Origin of the sequence: Breoghania corrubedonensis (genome assembly GCF_003053845.1) — a bacterium.
Lineage (GTDB): Bacteria > Pseudomonadota > Alphaproteobacteria > Rhizobiales > Stappiaceae > Breoghania > Breoghania corrubedonensis.
Genome location: NZ_QAYG01000005.1, coordinates 275765 through 296856, shown reverse-complemented (window position 1 = coordinate 296856; position 21092 = coordinate 275765). Strand labels below are relative to the sequence as shown.

The window sequence follows — 21092 nt, the reverse complement described above, 5'->3', positions numbered from 1 at the left end:
AACGGAGAGGGAAGGGCGCGGAACCGGCAGGTCCTTCGCGCCGTTCACGCACTATGTGTCCCGGTCGCACCCTTGCAGGGTGCTATCGGAGCCGCCGACAAGAGTCCAGGAAGCCACGAGAAACTCCAGCATGCCGACCTTCCAGACCAGCCGCCGTGTCCAGCATTCGGCTGATGACATGTTCGACCTCGTCGCGGATGTGGAGAAATATCCCCGTTTCGTGCCGCTTTGCCAGTCTCTGAAGGTTCGCGGACGACGGGAGATGGACGACGGCCGCGTGGTTCTCATCTCCGACATGACGGTCGCCTACAAGCTGTTCAGCGAGACGTTCGCCAGCCGTGTGACCCTCGACAGAGAGGCACGGCGGATCACGGTGGAGTATCTGGAAGGCCCATTCCGGCATCTTGAAAACAATTGGGATTTCAAGCCGCTGGATGACGGAACTTGCGAGGTGGGGTTCTTTATTACCTACGAGTTCCGCTCGCGCACGCTCGGCTCCTTGATGGGCGCGATGTTCGACAGGGCTTTCCGCAAATTCGCCTCCGCATTCGAGGAGCGGGCTGACGAGATTTACGGCGCCGTCTGAGCGGTATGGTGGGGCTGTGCCCGGTGGTTTCAGGCGTGATGAATCCGCTTAACGGGCCGAGCGCTTGTTGAGCAGCTCGATCCATCCATATTTCTTACTTGCCGGAATATCCGGTGCTCCCTGCACCTGCGGGCGCTCTTCCTCCCGAACCTGGGCGAGCTGCTTTTCGGGGTTGCGGCAGATCAGCCGCCAGTTCTTGCCATTGGAATATTCAACACCGAGGCGGTGGCCTTCGTAGGCCTGATTGTCCAGCCAGTCGATCGTGTCCCAGAAGACGTAGTAGGTATGGCCGCAATAATCCACATGGGTCATCGATTGACGCGGTTGGTCCTTCAGGAAGATCTGGTGACTGGACAGGAACGACCCTGCCTGGTCACGCGAAATGATATGCACTTCGCCCGCAGTCGCGGACGTTGCCATAAACGCCGCTGCTGCAACAAGAAGATCAGAGATGCGCATTCCCCACTCCCCGGGACGGGTCACCATCTCCGCCAGCCTCATGCCGGACATCGAGATCGTGTCGACCTAGTAGAAACCTACTATCAGGCGATTGAAATACCGCGAATCGAATAGATCGCATTTGATACAATTTCTAACGCATAGCCGGCTGCGTTCATCCGGATGGAAGAACGTCCGGAATTAGAAAAGCTTCGCACGAAGTGTGACGTTCCCGCCTGCTCGGACGAGATTGCAAAATGCACAAGGCCGACAGGCTTGTCGACCGAGCCGCCTTGCGGGCCGGCGATGCCGGTGATGGAAACCGCGATATTGGCCTGCGAGCGCAGAAGCGCCCCCTCCGCCATCGCCTTTGCCACGACTGCGCTGACCGCCCCATGCTCCCTGAGCATGTCCTGGGGGACGCCGAGCATCTCTATCTTCGCCTCGTTCGAATAGGTGATGAACCCGCGATCGAAGACCGCGGACGCCCCGTCGATCTCCGTAAGCGCCGCGCCGACCAGTCCTCCGGTGCAGGATTCCGCAGTGGCGATTTTCATGTTCGCGGCGCGGGCGTTCTCCAGGATGTCTTGCGCGATGGCATGAAGCGGCGTGAGTTCGGTCATCTTGCGTGCTCTCCGGTCGATCGCCTGGTCCGTCGTCCGGCCTCGTGGCCGAGCGATCACGTCCGTTATGCCAGCGGCAGACGGACCGTTGCCGCAGCAAGAGCTGCGATGCCTTCGCGCCGGCCAGTGAAGCCGAGCCGCTCGGACGTCGTCGCCTTGACCGCGACGCGGTCAATCTCCATGCCGCAGATCTGCGCGATGCGGGCGCGCATGGACTCGCGATGTGGCCCGATTTTCGGCGCCTCGCAGACAATCGTCAAATCGAGATGCGCAATGACGCCGCCGCGCTTGGCGACCCGGTTCACTGCCTCGCGCAGGAAGATATCGGACGCTGCCCCCTTCCATTGTGGATCGCTGGGAGGAAAGTGCGAGCCGATGTCTCCATCGCAAAGCGCGCCGAAAATCGCGTCGGTGATCGCGTGAAGGGCCACGTCCGCATCAGAATGGCCCGACAGACGGCGATCGTGGGAAATGTCGATACCGCCAAGCGTGACGTGATCACCCTCGACGAAGGCATGGACGTCATAGCCCTGACCCATGCGAATATCGGCGAGCATCGCCCAATCCTCGCGTGCGACGCGGTTTTGCGCGCTCGTCATATCGTCGGTCGTCGTGATCTTCATATTGTCCTTCTCGCCCTCGACAACGAAAACTTCGAGCCCCGCCCATTCGGCAACTGCGGCGTCATCGGTGAACGCGGTCTCGCCCTCGGCCGCAGCCTTTCGATGGGCCAGAAGCAAGGGGTCGAAGCGGAAGCCTTGCGGCGTCTGGGCAGCCCAAAGTGCGTCGCGTGGCACCGTATGGGTGATCCGGCCTCCCTCATCGACGCGCTTCAGAGTATCGACGACGGGTGTCGCCGCGAGTACGGCCTCCTTGCCCGCGAGGAGAGCGTCGATGATCACGTCGATCGTGCGCGCGGTGACGAAGGGACGCACACCGTCATGAACGAGAACGAAGTCCGGAGTGTCGGCGCTGAGGGCTTCAAGACCGGCGAGCACGGAGGCCTGACGCGTCGCGCCGCCATAAACCGGCGCCGTCAACCGTTCGCCCAGATACAATCCGTCAACGGCCTCCTCATAGGCTTCACCGTCGTCTGCGTGTATGACGGTGAGGATCTTCGAAATCCTGGCGGCTGCGGCCAACGATTGCAGGCTTTTCGCCAGAATCGCGTGTCCTCCCAGCGGCAGGTATTGCTTGGGGGCGGAGCCGTGGGCGGCCCCCATGCGGGTTCCGCGACCAGCGGCGACGAGAAGGGCGGCTATACGAGGCGGTGTCGGCACGATAATTGCGTTTTCCTGCTTGAACTTCCCGCATTCCGGCGTACCTGCCGCCGTTGCGGGCAGCCGTTTTTCGGTCAATTCAGCGGGAGAGACAATCATCTTATACAAATTGCGCGCAATCCCTTGCCGAACCGCGAACAATGGCTAATATGTGTGCAATGAATAGCGATGCCCATGAATTAAGCATGATAGTCGAGCGAGATATGGAACTCGGATATTCGCCGGCCGGAAGCTTCATCTCGGACAACCAATCCGCTGCGGTTGCGACGAGGCTCGATTCGCCTTGTGCCGAAGGAGCGGCCGGGGCGTGCTCGGCTCCGCGCGCGCACACCGGGGAGGGCGCCCCCTTGGTAGTCGGTGGTGTGTCTTTGCGCAACAGGTGCTTTTTGGCGCCGATGTCGGGCGTTAGCGATCTGCCATTTCGCCGCATTGCCGCGCGCTACGGGGCCGGATTGGTGGTGTCGGAGATGGTCGCGAGCGACGCGTTGGTCGGTGGCGACGGAGAAACAGTTCTGCGTTCGGTGGGAGAGGGCATCTTTCCCCATGTCGTCCAGCTCGCCGGACGAGAGGCGCGCTGGATGGCGGAAGGCGCACGCATGGCGGAGGCCGCAGGTGCCGACATCATCGATATCAATATGGGCTGTCCCGCCAAGCGCGTGACGACGGGCTATTCCGGATCGGCACTCATGCGCGATCTCGACCACGCCATGACGCTTGTCGAGGCGACGGTATCTGCCGCCTCCGTACCGGTGACATTGAAGATGCGGCTCGGGTGGGACGAGAAAACGATCAACGCGGCGGAGCTTGCAAGACGGGCTGAGGACGCTGGCATCGCCCTGGTGACCGTGCATGGGCGCACACGCTGCCAGTTTTACAAAGGCCAGGCCGACTGGGACGCCATCCGTGCCGTGCGTGACGCGGTGTCGATTCCTCTGGTCGCCAATGGCGACTGCGGATCGGCGGACGATGCGCGCGAGATGATGAGGCGTTCGGGTGCCGATGCCGTGATGGTGGGGCGCGCGAGTTACGGCCGGCCATGGCTTGCGGGCCAGATCGGGGCGGAACTGAACGGTGAGGATGTTCCGGAACAGCCGCGCGGAGTGGCCCTCGCCGATCTTGTCACCGGGCACTACGAGGCGCTGCTCGAACACTATGGTGTTCACATTGGCCTGCGCGCGGCCCGCAAGCATCTGGGCTGGTATCTCGATGCGGCCGGCATCGAGTGCCCGGGAGCGAACCGGCGAATTCTCATGACGGCGGAAGATCCCGCCGTCGTTCTGCGCCTCGTTGAGGAGATCTTCCGCGATGGCGATGTTCGGAGTGCCGCATGAGCGATAATCAGACGAAGGGCGCGAACCTGCTCCCTGCCAAGGGTGAGACGACGGTTCTGGATGCGTTGCCGCATCCGATCGTGCTCATCGCTCCCGATGACGAGGTGAAAGCGGCAAACACGGCTGCGGAGGTGTTCTTCGGGGCCAGCGGCGCGGTTCTGCGGCGTCACAAACTCAGCTATTTCGTGCCTTTCGGCAGCCCGGTGCTGACGCTGATCGAACAGGTTCGGGAGCGGGGCGCTCCCGTCAACGAATACAAGGTCGACATCTCTTCGCCGCGCATCGGCTCGGAGAAGATGGTCGATATCTATGCCAGTCCTGTCGCCGAGCATCCGGGCCATGTGACCTTGATGCTTCAGGAACGCACCATGGCGGAGAAGATCGACCGTCAACTCACATCGCGTGGTGCGGCACGAACGGTGACGAGCCTCGCGGCAATGCTGGCACACGAGATCAAGAACCCGCTTTCCGGCATTCGTGGTGCGGCGCAACTTCTGGAACAGTCAGCCGATGACGACGACCGCGGACTGACCCGCCTCATTATGGAAGAGGCGGACCGCATCGTGAAACTGGTTGATCGCATGGAGGTGTTTTCGGACGAACGGCCTGTGGATCGCGAACCCGTCAACATCCATGTGATCCTGGATCACGTGAAGCGGCTTGCCCAGTCCGGTTTTGCCCGCAACATCTCCATCGTCGAGGAATACGACCCCTCGTTGCCCCCGGTTTATGCCAATCGCGACCAGCTCATTCAGGTCTTCCTCAACCTGGTGAAGAATGCCACGGAGGCGATCGGCGACGACGCCGAAGGCGAAATCGTGCTCTCCACGGCCTTCCGACCAGGGATCCGCCTTTCTGTTCCGGGTGGAGCGGAGCGCGTTTCTCTGCCGCTTGAATTTTGCGTGCGCGACAATGGTCCGGGTGTTCCGGAGGACCTTTTGTCCTATCTGTTCGATCCCTTTGTCACGACCAAGATCAACGGTACCGGTCTGGGGCTTGCGCTCGTCGCCAAGATCATCGGCGATCATGGCGGTGTCATCGAGTGTGATTCCCAGCCACGCAAAACCACTTTCCGCATTCTCATGCCCGCATTCGTCAACGCCTCCGGCTACGACGAAGAGGCGAGCGACGAAGACAAGACCGGCGGTGAAACGTCCGACAGCGACAGGAACGACTGACCATGCCCAGCGGCACTATTCTCGTAGCCGACGACGATGCTGCAATCCGCACTGTTTTGAACCAGGCCCTGTCGCGGGCGGGCTATACTGTGCAGTTGACGTCCAATGCCGCCACCTTGTGGCGCTGGGTGTCATCCGGCGATGGCGACCTTGTCATCACTGACGTGGTCATGCCGGACGAAAATGCCTTTGATCTCCTGCCGCGCATCAAGAAGCTGAGGCCGGACCTGCCGGTCATCGTCATGAGCGCGCAGAACACCTTCATGACGGCAATCCGCGCGTCTGAGCGCGGCGCCTACGAGTACCTGCCCAAGCCGTTTGATCTGAAGGAGCTGATCTCCATCGTCGGCCGGGCGTTGGCCGAACCGAAGTCGAAGCGGGTGACCGGCGCCGATGACAGCGGCGAGAACATTCCGCTGGTCGGCCGATCGCCGGCCATGCAAGAGATCTACCGGGTCCTCGCGCGGCTCATGCAGACCGATCTGACGGTGATGATCTCGGGCGAGTCCGGCACCGGCAAGGAACTCGTCGCGCGTGCGCTGCACGACTATGGCAAGCGCCGCAACGGGCCCTTCGTGGCGATCAACATGGCGGCCATCCCGCGCGACCTGATCGAGGCCGAGCTTTTCGGTCACGAGAAGGGAGCCTTTACCGGCGCCCAGGCCCGCTCCGCCGGGCGTTTCGAGCAGGCCGACGGGGGCACGCTGTTTCTCGATGAAATCGGCGACATGCCGATGGAGGCGCAGACCCGGCTGTTGCGCGTGCTTCAGCAGGGTGAATATACGGCCGTGGGCGGGCGTACCCCGATAAAGACCGACGTGCGTATCGTCGCGGCCACCAACAAGGACCTGCGACAACTCATCAACCAGGGGCTTTTCCGCGAAGACCTCTATTTCCGGCTCAATGTCGTGCCGCTCAGGCTCCCGCCCTTGCGCGAACGTGGCGAGGACATTCCCGATCTTGTCCGCCACTTCTTCACGCTTGTCGAAAAGGAGGGGCTCCCTGCCAAACAGATCGAACAGGCGGCGCTCGACCAATTGCGCCGCTATCGCTGGCCGGGAAACGTGCGCGAGCTCGAAAACCTCATCCGTCGGCTTGCCGCGCTCTATCCGCAGGAGGTGATCACCGCCAACCTGGTGGAACAGGAGCTTTCCCAGCAAAGCGCGGCTCCTGCGGAGCAGGACGGCGATTCTTCCGAGACCGATCTTTCGGGTTCCGTCGAGCGGTTCCTCAATGCCTATTTCGCGAATTTCGGCGATGCGCTGCCGCCTCCCGGGCTTTATCACCGGGTGTTGAGGGAAGTGGAATATCCGCTTTTGTCATCCGCACTGGCGGCGACGCGAGGCAATCAGATCAAGGCGGCGGAGCTCCTAGGTGTCAATCGCAACACGCTTCGCAAGAAGATCCGGGATCTCGATATTCAGGTCATTCGCAATTCTCGTTGAAGTGCGTCGTCTGGATACCTTCTGAAGGTCGTCGCTCTCGCGCAAGCGGGGCGACGACCGGCATGCCTGAACAACCATTGTGCGAGCCGATCGAACAGTAAGCCGAAGTCAGGCTTTCATCGGTCGGCTGCATCGCACAGCCCGTGCGTTCGGCACACGGGCCCATTTTCCCAAAAAGTCTGACCTCACAAATCCGGCATCTTGTCCGTTTGCGGGCTGCTTTTTCCGCCCGCCTTTGCTATGTCGCATTTTCGCTACAGTGTGTGATATTCGTAACGCAAGTCTTACGACGCCTTCCGAATGCGGAATGGCAGGTTTCGGGCATTTCATGACGGCTTCTGACGACTCGGTCTCCGACAAGGCTCCGCGCCGGCCTGCGCGCGGCAACAGGATGATCCGTTCCTACGGACTCATTTTCATGGTGTTGTCGCTGATCTCCATCGGCGTCACATTCGCCGTTCTGACAGGGCTGACGCCGATCCGTCCAACCGGACAAGTCGTGTGGATCGCGCTTGCCACGAACGGCGTACTGGTCTCCGGTCTGGTTGCGGCGATCGCCTGGGAGATCTACGGGCTGTGGGTGGCGCGGCGACGGGGCAGGGCGGCCGCGCGGCTGCAGGGTCGCATCGTCGGGCTTTTTTCCATCATCGCCATTCTTCCCGCGATCCTCGTTGCCGTGGTGGCCACGATCACGCTCGATCGGGGACTGGATCGGTGGTTCGAGGAGCGAACACGCTCGATCATCGACAACGCGCTGACGGTGGCGCGCGCCTATCTGCAGGAGCATGCCCGCGTTCTGCGGGCCGATCTCATCGCCATGGCGAACGATATAGATCGGGCGAAATCCGTCTACGATTTCGAGCCGACGCGTTTCGACAGCTTCTTCGAGGCTCAGGCGTCGCTGAGGGGCATACCGGCGGCGTTCCTGCTGAAAAGCGACGGCACGGTCGTCACACGCACAGTGGTGGATCCCAAGGCGGATATCCTGATGCCGCCGAAGAGCTCGTTTGCGCAAGCCGATTCCGGTCAGCCGGTGCTGATCGCGCCAGGCGTCTCCAGTCAGGTCGGCGGCGTGATGAAACTCACCGCCTACAATGACATCTACCTCTATGTGACCCGGTCGATGGACCCGCGCGTGGTCGATTACCTGCGCATGTCGCAGGAGGGCGCCAAGGAGTACAACGCGCTCGACAAGAGCCGCTTCGGGGTCCAGATCGCGTTTGCCCTGGTTTATATCGGCGTCGCTCTGGTGCTGTTGCTGTCGGCGATCTGGATCGGATTCGGGTTCGCCAACACAATGGTGTCGCCGATCCGGCGCCTGATCGCGGCCGCGGGTCAGGTTTCGGAGGGAAATCTCTACGTTCAGGTGCCGATCGATCGGCGTGAAGGAGACCTCGCCAATCTCGGCGCCACCTTCAACAACATGACCGCCCAGCTTCGAAATCAACGCGAGGCGTTGCTTTCGGCGAACGATCAGATCGACCAACGCCGCCGCTTTACCGAGGCCGTGCTGGCGGGCGTGACGGCGGGCGTCATCGGCATCGACGATGCGCGCCGCATCACGCTGGTCAACCGCTCCGCGAGGCTCTTGCTTCACGCGGAGGACGAGAGCCTGCTTGAGCGCGACCTGATCGAAGCCCTGCCGGAAATCGGAGAGATCATCGAGCCCGCCCTGTCGCACGCTTACGGCCGTACGGTATCCGGCCAGATGATGCTGATGCGCGGCGGCAAGGAACGCATCGTCAATGTGCGCGTGACGACCGAACAATCCTCGCGGCGCGAACACGGCTATGTGGTGACGCTTGACGACATTACGGATCTCGTATCCGCACAGCGCACCTCCGCCTGGGCGGACGTTGCACGCCGCATCGCGCATGAGATCAAGAATCCGCTCACCCCGATCCAGCTCTCTGCGGAGCGCATTCGCCGGCGTTATGGAAAGCGCATCGAGACGGATCGCGAGGTTTTCGACCAGTGCGTCAATACCATCGTGCGTCAGGTCGGTGAAATCGGGCGGATGGTCGATGAATTCTCCTCCTTCGCACGCATGCCCAAGCCGACCAAGGAACATCAGGATCTGGTTGGCGCCGTGCGCGAGGCGGTGTTCATGCAAACGGTCGGACATCCCGATGTGACGATCGAAGCGGACCTGCCGGACCATCGGGTGGTTGCCTATTTCGATCACCGGCTGATCGGCCAGGCCCTGATAAACGTCATCAAGAACGCGGCCGAAGCGGTGCTCGCCGTGCCCGAGGTCGAAAGCGGCGAGGAAAAAGGCAGGATCACTGTCTCGCTGCGCGAGGAGCCCGAACGGCTGATCGTCGATATCGAGGACAATGGCATCGGTCTGCCAATGGAAAACAGGCAGCGGCTGTTGGAACCCTATATGACGACCCGCGAGAAGGGGACCGGGCTTGGCCTCGCGATCGTGCGAAAGATCATGGAAGACCACGGCGGCGGCATCGAACTGATGGATGCGCCTCAGGTCGCGCAAGGCGGGCACGGAGCACTCGTGCGGCTGACGATCGCCGCCGGGGCGACCCACGACGAAGCCCCCGATGGGGCTCGCGAGGGCTCAGGCCAGGGCCAGCAAGAAAATTCAGATAATCAAGATAACGAACCGGTGCACTCTAATGGCGTCTGACATACTAGTTGTTGACGACGAAGCCGACATCCGCGAACTGATTGCCGGCATCCTCGATGACGAAGGCTACCAGACCCGCACTGCGGGTGACAGCGATGCGGCTTTGTCCGCCATCGAAGAGCGGCGGCCGTCGCTGGTCATCCTGGACATCTGGTTGCAGGGAAGCCGCCTTGATGGGCTTGCGCTGCTCGACCAGATCAAGCAGCAGCATCCAGATCTGCAGGTCGTGATCATTTCCGGCCACGGCAATGTCGAAACCGCAGTATCCGCCATCAAGCGTGGTGCCTACGACTATATCGAAAAGCCATTCAAGGCAGACCGGCTCGTTCTGATCACGGAACGCGCGCTGGAAGCCTCCAAGCTGCGCAAGGAAGTGGAAGAACTGCGGCAGCGTTCCGGCGGCGCCGAGCAGCTCATCGGCTCATCCACCGCAATCCATCATCTGCGTCAGACCATCGAGCGGGTCGCGCCGACCAACAGCCGTATCCTGATCTCCGGCCCATCGGGCTCGGGCAAGGAGCTGGCCGCGCGCACGATCCACGCGATGTCGGGACGCGCCAATGGTCCCTTTGTCGTCATCAATGCCGCCGCGATCACGCCGGATCGGATGGAAGAGGAACTGTTCGGCGTGGAGCCGGACGGGGCAGGGCACCCGCGCAAGGTCGGAGCGCTTGAGGAAGCCCATGGCGGAACGCTCTATCTCGATGCGGTGGCCGACATGCCGCGTGAGACGCAGAGCAAGATTCTGCGCGTTCTCATCGATCAGACATTCACCCGCGTCAACGGCGCCACGCGCGTCCATGTCGACATCCGCATCGTCTCTTCGTCCTCGCGCGATCTGGAAACGGAAATCGCCGAGGGGCGTTTTCGCGAGGACCTGTTTCATCGGCTCGGAGTTGTGCCTTTGCGGGTGCCGGGACTCGCGGAGCGGCGTGAGGACATTCCCGAACTCGTCTCCTTCTTCATGGACCAGATCTCGGTGAGTTCTGGTCTTGCGGTTCGGCAGATCGCCCCGGACGCGATGGCGGTACTGCAGACGCACGATTGGCCCGGCAATATCCGCCAGCTTCGCAACAACGTGGAACGGCTGATGATCCTGACGCGCGGCGACAGCGATGCGGAGATCACCGCCGACATGCTGCCGGCCGAAGTCGGCTCCACCTTGCCGCCGATGGCCTCCAACAATGGCGGCGAGCATCTGATGGCGATGCCGCTCAGGGAGGCGCGCGAGATGTTCGAGCGCGATTATCTGCAGGCGCAGATCAAGCGGTTCGGCGGAAACATCTCGCGCACGGCCGAATTCGTCGGAATGGAACGATCCGCTCTCCACAGGAAGCTGAAGTCGCTGGGGGTGTCGTAGCGAGCAGGCGCCACGTCTGCCGAAACCTTATCCTTGCAATCGGTCACAGTCGTGCTACCGGATCGGAGCTTGCGGCCGTTCTGACGGCTGTGGGCGCAAACTGAGGAGCGCGCGATGAAAGTGGTGATCTGCGGGGCCGGTCAGGTCGGCTATGGCATCGCCGAGAAACTGGCGGCGGAACAGAACGACGTATCTGTCATCGATTCCTCGCCCAAACTGGTCAACGCCATTCGCGACACGCTCGACGTGCGTGGCTTCGTCGGGCATGGCTCTCATCCCGATACGCTGGCGCTCGCCGGTGCCGACCAGGCGGACATGCTGATCGGCGTGACCTTGTATGACGAGGTCAACATGGTCGCCTGTCAGGTGGCCCATTCGCTGTTCAACGTGCCGACCAAGGTCGCCCGCATCCGAGCGCAGAGCTACCTGCAAACCCATTGGCAGGATCTCTTCTCGCGCGACAACATGCCGATCGACGTGATCATCTCGCCTGAGATCGAGGTCGGCGAGATGGTGCTCCGGCGCATGGCTTTGCCCGGCGCGGTGGAAACGATCCGTTTCGCCGATGACAATGTGGTCGTTGTGGGCATCCTGTGCGAGGAGGATTGCCCGGTCGTCGACACGCCGCTCAGGCAGCTGACCGAACTTTTCTCCGATCTCGGCGCCGTCGTGGTCGGTGTGCTGCGCGGCAACCATCTGTTCGTGCCCAAGAGCGCTGATTCCATGCTGGAAGGCGATCTGGTGTATGTGGTCGCCAAGCGCGACCATGTGCGTCGTACGCTCGCGATTTTCGGGCACGAGGAGCCGGAGGCGAACCGGGTGGTGATCGCCGGCGGCGGCAATATCGGCCTGTATGTCGCGCGCAACATGGAGCAGCGACAATCGCGGGCGAAAATCAAGATCGTGGAGAGCTCGCGCGACCGCGCGATCCAGATCGCCGACGACCTGAAACGCACCGTGATCCTGCATGGATCGGCACTTGATCAGGAAATCCTGCGCGAGGCAGACATCCAGGAAGCCGATACGATGGTCGCGCTCACCAATGACGACGAGGTCAATATCCTTTCCTGCGTCATGGCGAAGAAACTCGGCTGCCGACGCAATCTCAGTCTCTTGAACAACACGAGCTATCCGGCGTTCGCCCACGCACTTGGTATCGATGCCTTCATCAATCCGCGCGCGGTGACGATTTCCAAGATCCTCCAGCACGTGCGTCGCGGCCGGATCCGCGGTGTCCATTCGTTGCAGAACGGGCAGGCGGAGGTCATCGAGGCGGAGGCACTGGAGACCTCGCCGCTGGTCGGCCGGCCGCTGTCCGCCGTCGACCTGCCCGATGGCATCCGCGTCGGGGCCATCTATCGCGACAATACCGTGATCACGCCCAGTGGGCGAACCCAGATCGAGGCTAATGACCGGGTGGTGATCTTCGCGACGGCCGAGCGCGTGCGCCAGGTCGAGCAGATGTTCCGAGTTAGTCTCGAGTTCTTCTGATACGGCCGGGCAACAGATATGACCGGCACCCTCTATTTCCTGTCGATGCTGCTCATCGGGTTTTCCGGCTCGATGGTGCTTCCGGCTGCCGTGGCAACGGCCGCCGGGGACAGAAATTCGGCCATCGATTTCCTGATGATCGCGGCGCTGGTCGCATTCGTCGCGGCAGGAACGTTTGTGGCGCTGCGGGGCCGGCGGAAGCGGTTTGACCGGGTGCAGAGCTATGTGCTGCTTGTGACCGCGTGGGTTGTTCTGTCGGCAGTCGGTGCCGTCCCGTTTCTCACGATCGGCGCCATGTCACCCGGCAATGCGATCTTCGAAGCCGTTTCGGGTCTGACAACGACCGGCGGTACGGTACTGATCAACCTCGACAAGGTGCCCTTCGCGCTCATCGTCTGGCGGGCGGAATTGCAATGGCTCGGTGGATTGCTGACGCTGCTGGGGCTGACCCTGATTTCTGCGCCCGCTGGGATCGGTGGCCTGCCGGACCGCCATATCCGTCTGGTCGGGATAGAGGGGTATCGCGACCGGCAGCGATTGACAGCGGCTGTCCGCGATATCTCCGGTTTCTATGTCGCGGTCACGCTTGCCTGCATCGTTCTGCTGCTCATTTCGGGAATCCCGACGCTCGACGCGGTCTGCCTTGCCTTCTCCACGGTTTCCACGGGGGGCTTTGTTCCGGTCTCCGGGATGGTGTCAAGCTATGCCAATCCGATGGCGGAGGTGGTGCTGATGACCTTCATGCTGATCGGGGCGACGAGCCTCTTGTGGCAGCGCATGGTGCTGTTGGGGCGAATGCAGATGCTGAAGCAACATCGCGAAAGCTATTCGGTGATCATTCTGGCCTGCGTGATGGGTCTCGTCTACGCGGCTGTCCTGTTCCGCGCAGCCGGTTCCGCGTCGGTTCTCAGTCCGTTGCAAGCTTTGCGCGAAGGGATGTTCACCGCTATTTCCCTCGTCACCACGACCGGGTTCGAGGTTCGCGAGGCGGGCTTCGCGGTCTTGCCGTTGACGCTCATTCTCTTCGTTGCGCTGGTCGGCGGCGGAACGTTTTCCACCGCGGGCGGGTTGAAGCACTATCGGGTGGGAGGAATGGCGGTTCAGGCGTATCGCGAACTGGGGCGTCTGGTCTATCCACATGCGATCCGGCCAGCCCATTTCGGCTCGCAGGCCTACGACATCCAGCTCATGAAAGCCATCTGGAGTTTTTTCGTCGCCGCGATCTTCATCGTCGCACTCGGCTCCCTGGCGCTCGCACTCGAAAACATGAACTACGAAGGCGCGTTGATCGCCTCAATTGCGTCCTTCTCCAATATAGGAACGCTATATTCGAGTGGCTGGCTCCCGATCGACGCGCCTCGCTGGCCGGGCTATGCGGATTTCAACGGTCCGACGAAGCTTATTCTGTGCGCCCTGATGATCCTGGGCCGGATAGAGGTGCTTGCACTTTTCGGTGCCTTGAACCGTACGTATTGGCTGCGCCGTTGAGGGGGTCACCGTCGCCAGGCTCTTCGGCTCGGATCTCCAGCTTTGCACAGGAAACCAGTGACAGGATTGGTGTCCCCGCCATGCGAGCCATGGCTTCGCGTCGAACCGTTTAGAGCGCTGATTCGGAGTCCGGGCTGAATGGCGCTCCCACTATGTACGATACCGTACATTGTTGTTTGCTCACTGTTATTCGAGCAACGACAACTTGTGATATTGCGCAAGAGGTCCGCAAAGGCAGGTGACAGGTGTGACGCTTTGCGCCATTTTCCTTGGAAAGGTCCTGCGATTTTTGCTAAAAGTACGGAAAAGGAAGGAACTATTTCGTTTTGCGGGTCTTCGACATTAGTCGGTCCCAGTTCAGGTCCAGACACGCCAGCGAGCTCCGAACCTGCCCTTCCAGGGGGTTAACCGGAGATACTGGGCGGAATGGATGCGGGTTGAGACCCTTGTCATTTTTGTCGGGCACCAAATTGCCAATAGAACCAAAGGCAGCCACGCGCTGAAATCGCTACGGTTCATGCATTCGCATGCGGAAACAATTCCGGTATGATCAAGCCGGCGTTCAGTTCTCATCCTGCGAGTTGGAGCGGGTGGACAGTTTGTGCGTCTCGCGTTTCACCAGATCGGCCGGTATGCGGGCAGGCATTCGGGTCGTCGTCAAAGCCACGTGACGGCCGCGATCGTTCGGGCCAAACCGTGGTGAGCATTGAGGGAATGAGACGAAAGGGTGGCTTGGCCGGGGTCGGCCGGGTTTCGCTTTCGGAAAGACTGTCTGGACCGTACTGCGATCTCGACAGTATGGCCGCAGGAGCGGCCGAAGATGATAGGGCCGCCAAACGGTCATAAGGGGCACGGAGATTATCGGGGGGCATGTGTCCCCGGCGACGAGTCGTTTGCCGGGAACATCGTTGGGACTGCTTCTCACAGAAAGTCTCCGGCAAGGACAGGACGGCGGGCAATTCCGGTCCGAGCAAACCGGTTGGTTGCCCGGCGGTTTTGAACGCAAAGGCACATGCGTCCGGCGCACGGCCGGCGGTGGCCCGAAAAGCATCCGTGTGGCAAGACTAGGACGCCGCGGCCGCGTCCGGACAGAACAGGAAAAAAACAAGTATGACAGACCGCGCTCAAAATCTTCAGGATACGTTCCTCAATCATGTTCGTAAGGGGAAGACACCGCTGACGATATTTCTCGTCAACGGCGTGAAGCTTCAGGGGGTCGTGACATGGTTCGACAATTTCTGCGTGTTGCTGCGGCGTGACGGTCATTCACAACTCGTCTACAAGCATGCGATCTCAACGGTGATGCCGAACCAGCCGGTTCAGCTGTTCGATCCCAGTGACGAAGAGACGGAAAAGGCTCAAGACTAGTTGAAACCCGTCGACAGGCGGACGATGCACAAGGCGGGTTCTCCGGAAACGGAGGGCTCCGACGATGGCGTGACGCACGGCACGCCGACCCTTGTCATCGTACCAATCGTGCGGGGACGAAAGTCTCTGCAGGACGAGAGCATCCGCCGCTCTCCTGAAGCTCGACTTGAAGAAGCGGTCGGTCTCGCCGCTGCCATTGAACTCGATATCCGGCATTCCGGCGTGGTGCAGCTCGGCGAGCGGCGCCCGGCGACGCTGTTCGGCAAGGGCAAGGTGGAGGAACTAGGGGCGATCGTTAAGGCGGAAGAAGTGGACCTTGTCGTCGTTGACCACGTCCTTTCTCCCGTTCAGCAGCGAAATCTCGAAAAGGCGTGGGACGCGAAGGTGCTCGACCGCACCGGGTTGATCCTGGAGATCTTCGGCGAGCGCGCCCGCACCAAGGAAGGCAGGCTGCAGGTCGAGCTTGCTCATCTTACCTGGCAGAAGTCTCGGCTCGTGCGTTCCTGGACGCATCTGGAGCGCCAACGCGGCTCGCTCGGCTTCATTGGCGGCCCTGGTGAAACCCAGATCGAGGCGGACCGCCGGATCATTCAGGAACGCATCACCAAGCTCGAAAAGGAGCTTGAACAGGTCCGTCGCACCCGCACGCTGCACCGCGCGCAGCGCCGCAAGGTTCCGCACCCGATCGTCGCGCTCGTCGGCTACACCAATGCCGGCAAGTCGACGCTGTTCAACCGCCTGACGAGCGCCGACGTGATGGCGGAAAATCTGCTTTTCGCTACCCTTGATCCGACTTTGCGACGTATCCCCCTGCCGCACGGTCTGGAAGTGATGCTGTCGGACACGGTGGGGTTCATTTCGGAGCTTCCGACGCATCTTGTCGCCGCGTTCCGCGCGACGCTGGAAGAGGTTCTGGAGGCCGATCTCATCCTGCATGTGCGCGACATAAGCCACGAGGACAGCGCAGCCCAGGCAGAGGACGTCAAGGACACTCTGGAGCGTCTCGGCGTCTCCGCGAAGGACGGGGCCCGCATCGTGGAGGTGTGGAACAAGATCGACAGGCTCGAGCCGGAAAACCGCGAGGGGCTGCTGGCGCGCACGCGTTCCGGGGAGGAGGCGATAGCCGTATCCGCCTTGAGCGGGGAGGGCGTCGACGTTCTGCTCACGCGCATCGAGGATCTGCTGACGTCGGAGCGCGAGATCATGCTTCTGCATCTGCCGGCAACGGATGGTGAAGGGCTCGCATGGCTCTACCGCTCCACCGAGGTGCTGTCGCGCGAGGAGCACGATGGAATGATGGACCTGCGCGTCCGCGTGCCTGACAAGGCGCTGGACACCTTTCGCCAGCGCTTCGCCGGTCAGATAGATCCCGTGTGAAGCAATTGATATCGTTCGTGCGGTTCGGTGCCTGCCGGCAGCGCTTTGCGGGATGGATCTCTATTCAGCCGGGCGTTCGATCTGTTTGGCGTTCTGCCATTCTTCTTCCATCTCGTCGAGGCTCATGTCATCGAGTGTCCGGCCGCTCTGACGGGCGGCCGCCTCGATGGCCGCGAACCGACGGCGGAACTTGCGGTTCGTGCCTGCGAGGGCCTTTTCCGGCTCAAGCTGAAGGTGGCGGGCCAGATTGGCAACCGCAAAGAGGACGTCGCCGAGTTCGTCTTCCATTTCCGCAGTGGCCACGCCGCCGCCGGCCGTGATCTCGGCTTCCAGCTCGTCCAGTTCTTCTCGGATCTTGGCGATCACCGGGCCCGGTTTGCCCCAGTCGAAGCCGACCTTGGCGGCCTGCTTTTGAAGCTTCTCCGCCTCCATCAGCGCGGGCAGGGCACTTGTGACTCCGTCGAGCAGTCCCGGAACCCTGTCCTCAAGTCCGGCGGCGGCGCGGCGTTCGGCGCGCTCGCGCTTCTCCTCTGTCTTGATCTTCTCCCATAACCCCTTGACCATGCCGGCATCGCGCGCCTGCGCATCACCGAAGACATGGGGGTGGCGGCGGATCATCTTCGTGGTCACAGCTTCCACCACGTCCGGGAACGCGAAGCTGTCCTCCTCCTCGGCCATGCGCGCATGATAGACGACCTGCAGCAGCAGATCGCCAAGCTCCTCGCACAGATCCACCGGATCTCCGCGGTGTATCGCGTCGGCGACCTCATAGGCCTCCTCGATCGTATAGGGCGCGATGGTTTCGAACGTCTGTTCCACGTCCCACGGGCAGCCGGTTTCCGGCTGGCGCAGTGCCGCCATGATCTCGATAAGGCGGGAAATGTCGCGGGAAGGCTGCATGGGATGGCGTCCGATGGAGGAGGGGAACGAGTCCCCGCGACCTTAGCAAATCCACCCGGGAGCGACGAGGCTGTCGATCAGCCTTCGTGAACGCAGATCTCGCCGTGCCGCATCGCCTGAACGGTCTTTGCGACGAGCAGTGCGATGACGCAAATCAGCAGACCATACAGGGCCACGCCCGCGCCGCGGTGGAACGCGGATCGGGTCATGTCGGCGTAGAGAAGCGTCGCGATGGTGAAGGCTGCGACAGGGAAGGAATAGGCCCACCAGGACAGGGCGTAGGGCAGGCGGCCGAGCCTGGGCAGCTGGGCCGCGATGATCAGAAAAAACAGAATCGACGCATTGTAGAGTACGCGCGAGAAGGGATCGATCACGCCGTGGAACTGGAAATAGGCAATGAAGCCGACAGCCGGCGGAGCGATCAGGATGACCAACGTGGGCACCAGTTTGGCCGGAAGCGGATTGTGAAAGATCAGTCGGTTGAACACGAGGGTCAGCAGCACGAGCCAGAACAGGAGGCCGACAGAGAAGAAGAACCATGAGACCTCGGCGAACCCGAAACCGACGCCTGCGACGGGTACGAGAATGTTGCCGACGGCCGGGATAAACCATGCCGGGTTGATGTGGATCGCCTCGAAGGAGCGATGTCCGATCCATGCGGAAACGACGGCGAGGGTGCCGATGAGATGAAGCCCGGTGCCCACAGCCCAGATGGTGACCGCCATGGAACCCGGCGCAGCCTTCGCCATGGCGGTGCCGATCAGGATCAGACTGATCGAGATCGCGGGGAAAAAGCTGATACGCACCGGATGGTTCCATTCCCAAGCCACGGCTTGCGGATAGCGCGCGGCTTTCACCGCGTAGAGCACCGCAATAATGATGAAGGCCAGAATGGTGAGGCCGAGCAGGGTCAGCGGCACGAGCGGATTGCCGCCAACCGTGTGCTGAAGGCGCTGGGTGGCGAGTGTCAGGCCAGCGAGTCCCATGACGATGGAGAAGAAGCTTACGGGGAAATTCTTCAGCCGCGGCTCGGCAATGGCATGGTCAAGGGATGCGGCTGTCATGGGCGGTGAAATCCTCACATTTAATCATGTGAATATGTTCATCGTCAGTAGCGTGTCGCAATGCCCGTGACATTGACGATCATCAGTCGCCATGGGAAAAATACCCGTCCCGCCCGCCGCCGCAAACCTGATGTTTACAGCGTCAGCACGAGCCGCCGGTTGCCCGTATCCGCCGACCACGCACTTTCAACCTGCGAAAGCGGCGCAGTTTCAGTCTCGATGCGAAAGCCCGCCGTTGACGCCGCAGCCAAGAGATCGCGCACCGAGGTGGCCATACGATCGAATGCGACGCTGCCGATACCACTGCCCATGAGCACCGTGTCGCGCGAACGCAGAAGTGCGGCGGGCAGGGCGATCTCGTCCCCCGTCATCGATCCGATCTGCACGAAGCGCAAGGACCTGGCCGGATCGGGTATTTTCGCCGTGGCGTGCAGGATCATCCCGGCCGAGGCGCCCCACAGATAGTCGAGCACGACGTCGACACCTTGGCCGAATGCGGCCTCGAAGGCGCTCTTCTGGTCGGCCTCATCCATGTTGAGCGAAATCGTTTCGTCGACTCCCGTTTCGCGCAGCTCATCGAGCGCCTGTGGGTTGCGACCGGTGGCAATGATACGACCCGCGCCGAAGTGGCGGGCGATCTGGACGGCGAGAGCGCCCGAACTGCCGGTCGCACCGTTGATGAGCACCGTCTCGCCCGGCTGGAGATCCGCCCGTTCACGCAGAGCCATCCAGCTCGACATGCCGGGATTGGCAAGCGCCGCCGCCGTTACGTCATCAAGGTCGTCGGGCACGGGAACGCAATGGCCAACCGCCACCGCCACTTCCTCCGCCATCGATCCCTGGGGCGGGCGGGGATTGGCGAAATAGACCCGCCGTCCGTCCTCGCACATGCCGACCCCGTCGACGCCTGCGACAAAGGGGTGGTTATCGCGGGAGCTGTAGTGCTTGCCGGCGGCGCGCGCACGGGCCAGCTGGCTGATGGCGGCGGCCCGGACCCGAACGCGGATCTCGCCAGCGCCGACCTCGGGGGCGGCAAACTCGTCCCAGACGGGAAGATTGCCAGCGGAATGGACAACAGCGGCCTTCATCACGAGTTCCTTTACAGAGGAGGACTATTCTGTGTATTTTGCACATATTACGATTTTGGGATGCCGTCAAGAAAATGGTGCAAAATACACATTTATCCGATCTCTGGCCCGGCATGCACGAGGCGCTCATCGACATCATCGCCGTGATGAACCGTCCCGCGCGTGACGAGGAGCTGCTTTCGGCTGCGGGCTTGACGCTGGAACGGGCGCTGTTTCCGTTGCTGATCGCTGTCGCCAAGCGCGGACCTATCGGCGTGGTCGAACTTGCAGACGGCGTGGGCCGCGACCACACGACTGTCTCGCGTCAGGTCTCACGACTGGAAGAACTGGGTCTGGTCGCGCGGCAGGTCGCCGTCCGCGACCGGCGTGTGCGAGAGGTGGTCGTCACCGACAAGGGGCGTGCGCTGTCCGACCGCATCGACACCGCGCGACTTGAAATCGCCCGTCGGATCTTCTCCGGGTGGAGCGACGCCGATTTCGCCCAGCTCGCGGTGTTGTTGCGCCGCTTCGCCGACGCAATGTCGGGCTGAAACAGGGGATCGGCGCCGGATGGCCGCAGGCCCCAGGTCCCACGCAAACCGCTCCATCATACGGTCTTGTCCGGCACCACATCAGCTCCAGCGTCTTCAGCCGCACGTCAATCCGTTGCGCACTCTGTATCCCGTCACCGTGCCGGCTCCCTCACAATCATAATTCGCATAAGATATATTATGGAATATATTAGCGGGCCGGCAAGACGGGAAATGCTGCTGTTTTGAAGCGTCCCGTGGCAAAGGAACGTGTGCTGCACACACCGACGGACCTCTGCCTTGCAAGAACCGGGATCGCTTGGCCTTGCAGATATATCCTGCTTATACGGGCTCGGATGGCTCGTGACCGCCGCCGACGACATCGCGGGCCACATCGAAGCCGAAGCCGGCCCGGCAAAGCGCCGCCATGTCGCGTTCGCGGTAGTCGTCGCGATTTCCACGCGTGCGCCACGGGCCAAGCCGTCGACGTCTGGCGAACCGGCGGGCCGCTTCCGTTTCGTCAGTCTCGTCGGCCGCGAGCACGCGCTCGATCAGCCGTTTCGCGACGCCCTTGGCGGCGAGCTTTGCTTCGATCTGGCGTTTCGATGCGCCGCGGCGGCGCAATGAGGATGCCCGGGTTTCCGCATAAGCCGCATCATCGACCAGTCCCAGCTGGATGCAGCGCTCCACCGCCGCAGCGATCATCTCCGAGAATTCGGAAGCGTCGCGGTCATGGGCATAAGCCGCGCGGGCAACCTTGCGTTCCAGTACCCTGCGCAGGTTTTCCGAGGATGAGGCATAGCGTTCCAGATAGGCGACGGCAGAGCGCATCAGCCGCTCTGGTTCCGGCAGCTTGTATATCTTGCGCCGCTGCTTTTCGCGTTCATGATCCTGATCGCTCATCGGCATGTTTTCGCCGATT

The 21092-nt window shown here is 61.8% G+C and carries 18 protein-coding genes; 11 read left to right on the top strand and 7 right to left on the bottom strand.

Annotation, left to right across the window (positions count from 1 at the left end; translation table 11 throughout):
• Positions 1 to 130 precede the first annotated feature (130 nt).
• Positions 131 to 586 (top strand): type II toxin-antitoxin system RatA family toxin, encoded by a 456-nt coding sequence (locus C8N35_RS15155; RefSeq protein WP_107990531.1) that lies wholly within the window; start codon positions 131 to 133, stop codon positions 584 to 586.
• Positions 587 to 634: 48 nt separating this feature from the next.
• On the opposite strand, the gene C8N35_RS15150 is transcribed toward C8N35_RS15155, so the two are convergent.
• The 3 genes from C8N35_RS15150 to C8N35_RS15140 all read right to left on the bottom strand — a co-directional run bounded on the left by C8N35_RS15150 (position 635) and on the right by C8N35_RS15140 (position 2927).
• Positions 635 to 1045 (bottom strand): hypothetical protein, encoded by a 411-nt coding sequence (locus C8N35_RS15150; protein WP_107990530.1) that lies wholly within the window; start codon positions 1043 to 1045, stop codon positions 635 to 637.
• Between the two features lie 83 nt (positions 1046 to 1128).
• Positions 1129 to 1647, bottom strand: a complete 519-nt coding sequence (locus C8N35_RS15145) for a CinA family protein (RefSeq protein ID WP_107990529.1) — start codon at positions 1645 to 1647, stop codon at positions 1129 to 1131.
• 65 nt (positions 1648 to 1712) lie between these two features.
• Positions 1713 to 2927, bottom strand: coding sequence for a bifunctional 2-C-methyl-D-erythritol 4-phosphate cytidylyltransferase/2-C-methyl-D-erythritol 2,4-cyclodiphosphate synthase (locus C8N35_RS15140; protein ID WP_281261778.1), 1215 nt, complete (start codon positions 2925 to 2927; stop codon positions 1713 to 1715).
• Positions 2928 to 3289: 362 nt separating this feature from the next.
• Between C8N35_RS15140 and dusB the strand changes: the two genes are divergently transcribed.
• From dusB to hflX, 9 genes are all read left to right on the top strand, one after another.
• Positions 3290 to 4258: a tRNA dihydrouridine synthase DusB gene (gene dusB, locus C8N35_RS15135; protein WP_428977115.1), complete on the top strand. Its 969-nt coding sequence runs from the start codon at positions 3290 to 3292 to the stop codon at positions 4256 to 4258.
• Positions 4255 to 5436 carry a two-component system sensor histidine kinase NtrB gene (locus C8N35_RS15130; RefSeq protein ID WP_107990526.1) on the top strand — a complete coding sequence of 394 codons (1182 nt, stop codon included), beginning with the start codon at positions 4255 to 4257 and terminating at the stop codon, positions 5434 to 5436. The genes dusB and C8N35_RS15130 overlap by 4 nt, the downstream gene beginning before the upstream one ends.
• A 2-nt stretch (positions 5437 to 5438) precedes the next feature.
• Positions 5439 to 6881, top strand: coding sequence for a nitrogen regulation protein NR(I) (gene ntrC / locus C8N35_RS15125; protein WP_107990525.1), 1443 nt, complete (start codon positions 5439 to 5441; stop codon positions 6879 to 6881).
• A 328-nt stretch (positions 6882 to 7209) separates the two neighbouring features.
• Positions 7210 to 9525, top strand: a complete 2316-nt coding sequence (locus C8N35_RS15120) for a sensor histidine kinase NtrY-like (RefSeq protein ID WP_210203541.1) — start codon at positions 7210 to 7212, stop codon at positions 9523 to 9525.
• Entirely contained in the window at positions 9515 to 10885 is a 1371-nt protein-coding gene (ntrX, locus tag C8N35_RS15115; protein ID WP_107990524.1) for a nitrogen assimilation response regulator NtrX, read from the top strand. Before C8N35_RS15120 ends, ntrX begins: the two co-directional genes overlap by 11 nt.
• Positions 10886 to 10999: 114 nt before the next feature.
• Entirely contained in the window at positions 11000 to 12376 is a 1377-nt protein-coding gene (gene trkA / locus C8N35_RS15110; protein WP_107990523.1) for a Trk system potassium transporter TrkA, read from the top strand.
• 18 nt (positions 12377 to 12394) lie between these two features.
• Positions 12395 to 13864 carry a TrkH family potassium uptake protein gene (locus tag C8N35_RS15105; RefSeq protein WP_107990522.1) on the top strand — a complete coding sequence of 490 codons (1470 nt, stop codon included), beginning with the start codon at positions 12395 to 12397 and terminating at the stop codon, positions 13862 to 13864.
• A 1110-nt stretch (positions 13865 to 14974) separates the two neighbouring features.
• The gene (gene hfq / locus C8N35_RS15100; protein ID WP_107990521.1) at positions 14975 to 15232 is read left to right on the top strand and encodes an RNA chaperone Hfq; all 258 of its coding nucleotides are present in this window, start codon (positions 14975 to 14977) and stop codon (positions 15230 to 15232) included.
• Between the two features lie 24 nt (positions 15233 to 15256).
• Positions 15257 to 16609 (top strand): GTPase HflX, encoded by a 1353-nt coding sequence (gene hflX / locus C8N35_RS15095; protein ID WP_107990520.1) that lies wholly within the window; start codon positions 15257 to 15259, stop codon positions 16607 to 16609.
• A gap of 60 nt (positions 16610 to 16669) precedes the next feature.
• Here hflX and mazG read toward each other — a convergent pair whose 3' ends face one another.
• From mazG to C8N35_RS15080, 3 genes are all read right to left on the bottom strand, one after another.
• Positions 16670 to 17509, bottom strand: coding sequence for a nucleoside triphosphate pyrophosphohydrolase (gene mazG / locus C8N35_RS15090; RefSeq protein WP_107990519.1), 840 nt, complete (start codon positions 17507 to 17509; stop codon positions 16670 to 16672).
• A gap of 77 nt (positions 17510 to 17586) precedes the next feature.
• The gene (locus C8N35_RS15085; protein WP_107990518.1) at positions 17587 to 18573 is read right to left on the bottom strand and encodes an SLAC1 anion channel family protein; all 987 of its coding nucleotides are present in this window, start codon (positions 18571 to 18573) and stop codon (positions 17587 to 17589) included.
• A gap of 134 nt (positions 18574 to 18707) precedes the next feature.
• On the bottom strand, positions 18708 to 19661 hold the full coding sequence (locus C8N35_RS15080; protein ID WP_107990517.1) for a quinone oxidoreductase family protein: 954 nt from the start codon (positions 19659 to 19661) through the stop codon (positions 18708 to 18710).
• A gap of 74 nt (positions 19662 to 19735) precedes the next feature.
• Between C8N35_RS15080 and C8N35_RS15075 the strand changes: the two genes are divergently transcribed.
• The gene (locus C8N35_RS15075; protein ID WP_107990516.1) at positions 19736 to 20191 is read left to right on the top strand and encodes a MarR family winged helix-turn-helix transcriptional regulator; all 456 of its coding nucleotides are present in this window, start codon (positions 19736 to 19738) and stop codon (positions 20189 to 20191) included.
• Between the two features lie 321 nt (positions 20192 to 20512).
• Here C8N35_RS15075 and C8N35_RS15070 read toward each other — a convergent pair whose 3' ends face one another.
• Positions 20513 to 21073 carry a regulatory protein RecX gene (locus C8N35_RS15070; RefSeq protein ID WP_107990583.1) on the bottom strand — a complete coding sequence of 187 codons (561 nt, stop codon included), beginning with the start codon at positions 21071 to 21073 and terminating at the stop codon, positions 20513 to 20515.
• Between the last annotated feature and the right edge of the window lie 19 nt (positions 21074 to 21092).

What these genes read in the sequence shown, in the direction of transcription:
- C8N35_RS15155 (WP_107990531.1), top strand. Translation starts at nt 131, where the DNA reads ATGCCGACCTTCCAGACCAGCCGCCGTGTCCAGCATTCGGCTGATGAC.
- C8N35_RS15150 (WP_107990530.1), bottom strand. Translation starts at nt 1,045, where the DNA reads ATGCGCATCTCTGATCTTCTTGTTGCAGCAGCGGCGTTTATGGCAACG.
- C8N35_RS15145 (WP_107990529.1), bottom strand. Translation starts at nt 1,647, where the DNA reads ATGACCGAACTCACGCCGCTTCATGCCATCGCGCAAGACATCCTGGAG.
- C8N35_RS15130 (WP_107990526.1), top strand. Translation starts at nt 4,255, where the DNA reads ATGAGCGATAATCAGACGAAGGGCGCGAACCTGCTCCCTGCCAAGGGT.
- ntrC (WP_107990525.1), top strand. Translation starts at nt 5,439, where the DNA reads ATGCCCAGCGGCACTATTCTCGTAGCCGACGACGATGCTGCAATCCGC.
- C8N35_RS15120 (WP_210203541.1), top strand. Translation starts at nt 7,210, where the DNA reads ATGACGGCTTCTGACGACTCGGTCTCCGACAAGGCTCCGCGCCGGCCT.
- ntrX (WP_107990524.1), top strand. Translation starts at nt 9,515, where the DNA reads ATGGCGTCTGACATACTAGTTGTTGACGACGAAGCCGACATCCGCGAA.
- trkA (WP_107990523.1), top strand. Translation starts at nt 11,000, where the DNA reads ATGAAAGTGGTGATCTGCGGGGCCGGTCAGGTCGGCTATGGCATCGCC.
- C8N35_RS15105 (WP_107990522.1), top strand. Translation starts at nt 12,395, where the DNA reads ATGACCGGCACCCTCTATTTCCTGTCGATGCTGCTCATCGGGTTTTCC.
- hfq (WP_107990521.1), top strand. Translation starts at nt 14,975, where the DNA reads ATGACAGACCGCGCTCAAAATCTTCAGGATACGTTCCTCAATCATGTT.
- hflX (WP_107990520.1), top strand. Translation starts at nt 15,257, where the DNA reads ATGCACAAGGCGGGTTCTCCGGAAACGGAGGGCTCCGACGATGGCGTG.
- mazG (WP_107990519.1), bottom strand. Translation starts at nt 17,509, where the DNA reads ATGCAGCCTTCCCGCGACATTTCCCGCCTTATCGAGATCATGGCGGCA.
- C8N35_RS15085 (WP_107990518.1), bottom strand. Translation starts at nt 18,573, where the DNA reads ATGACAGCCGCATCCCTTGACCATGCCATTGCCGAGCCGCGGCTGAAG.
- C8N35_RS15080 (WP_107990517.1), bottom strand. Translation starts at nt 19,661, where the DNA reads ATGAAGGCCGCTGTTGTCCATTCCGCTGGCAATCTTCCCGTCTGGGAC.
- C8N35_RS15075 (WP_107990516.1), top strand. Translation starts at nt 19,736, where the DNA reads ATGGTGCAAAATACACATTTATCCGATCTCTGGCCCGGCATGCACGAG.
- C8N35_RS15070 (WP_107990583.1), bottom strand. Translation starts at nt 21,073, where the DNA reads ATGAGCGATCAGGATCATGAACGCGAAAAGCAGCGGCGCAAGATATAC.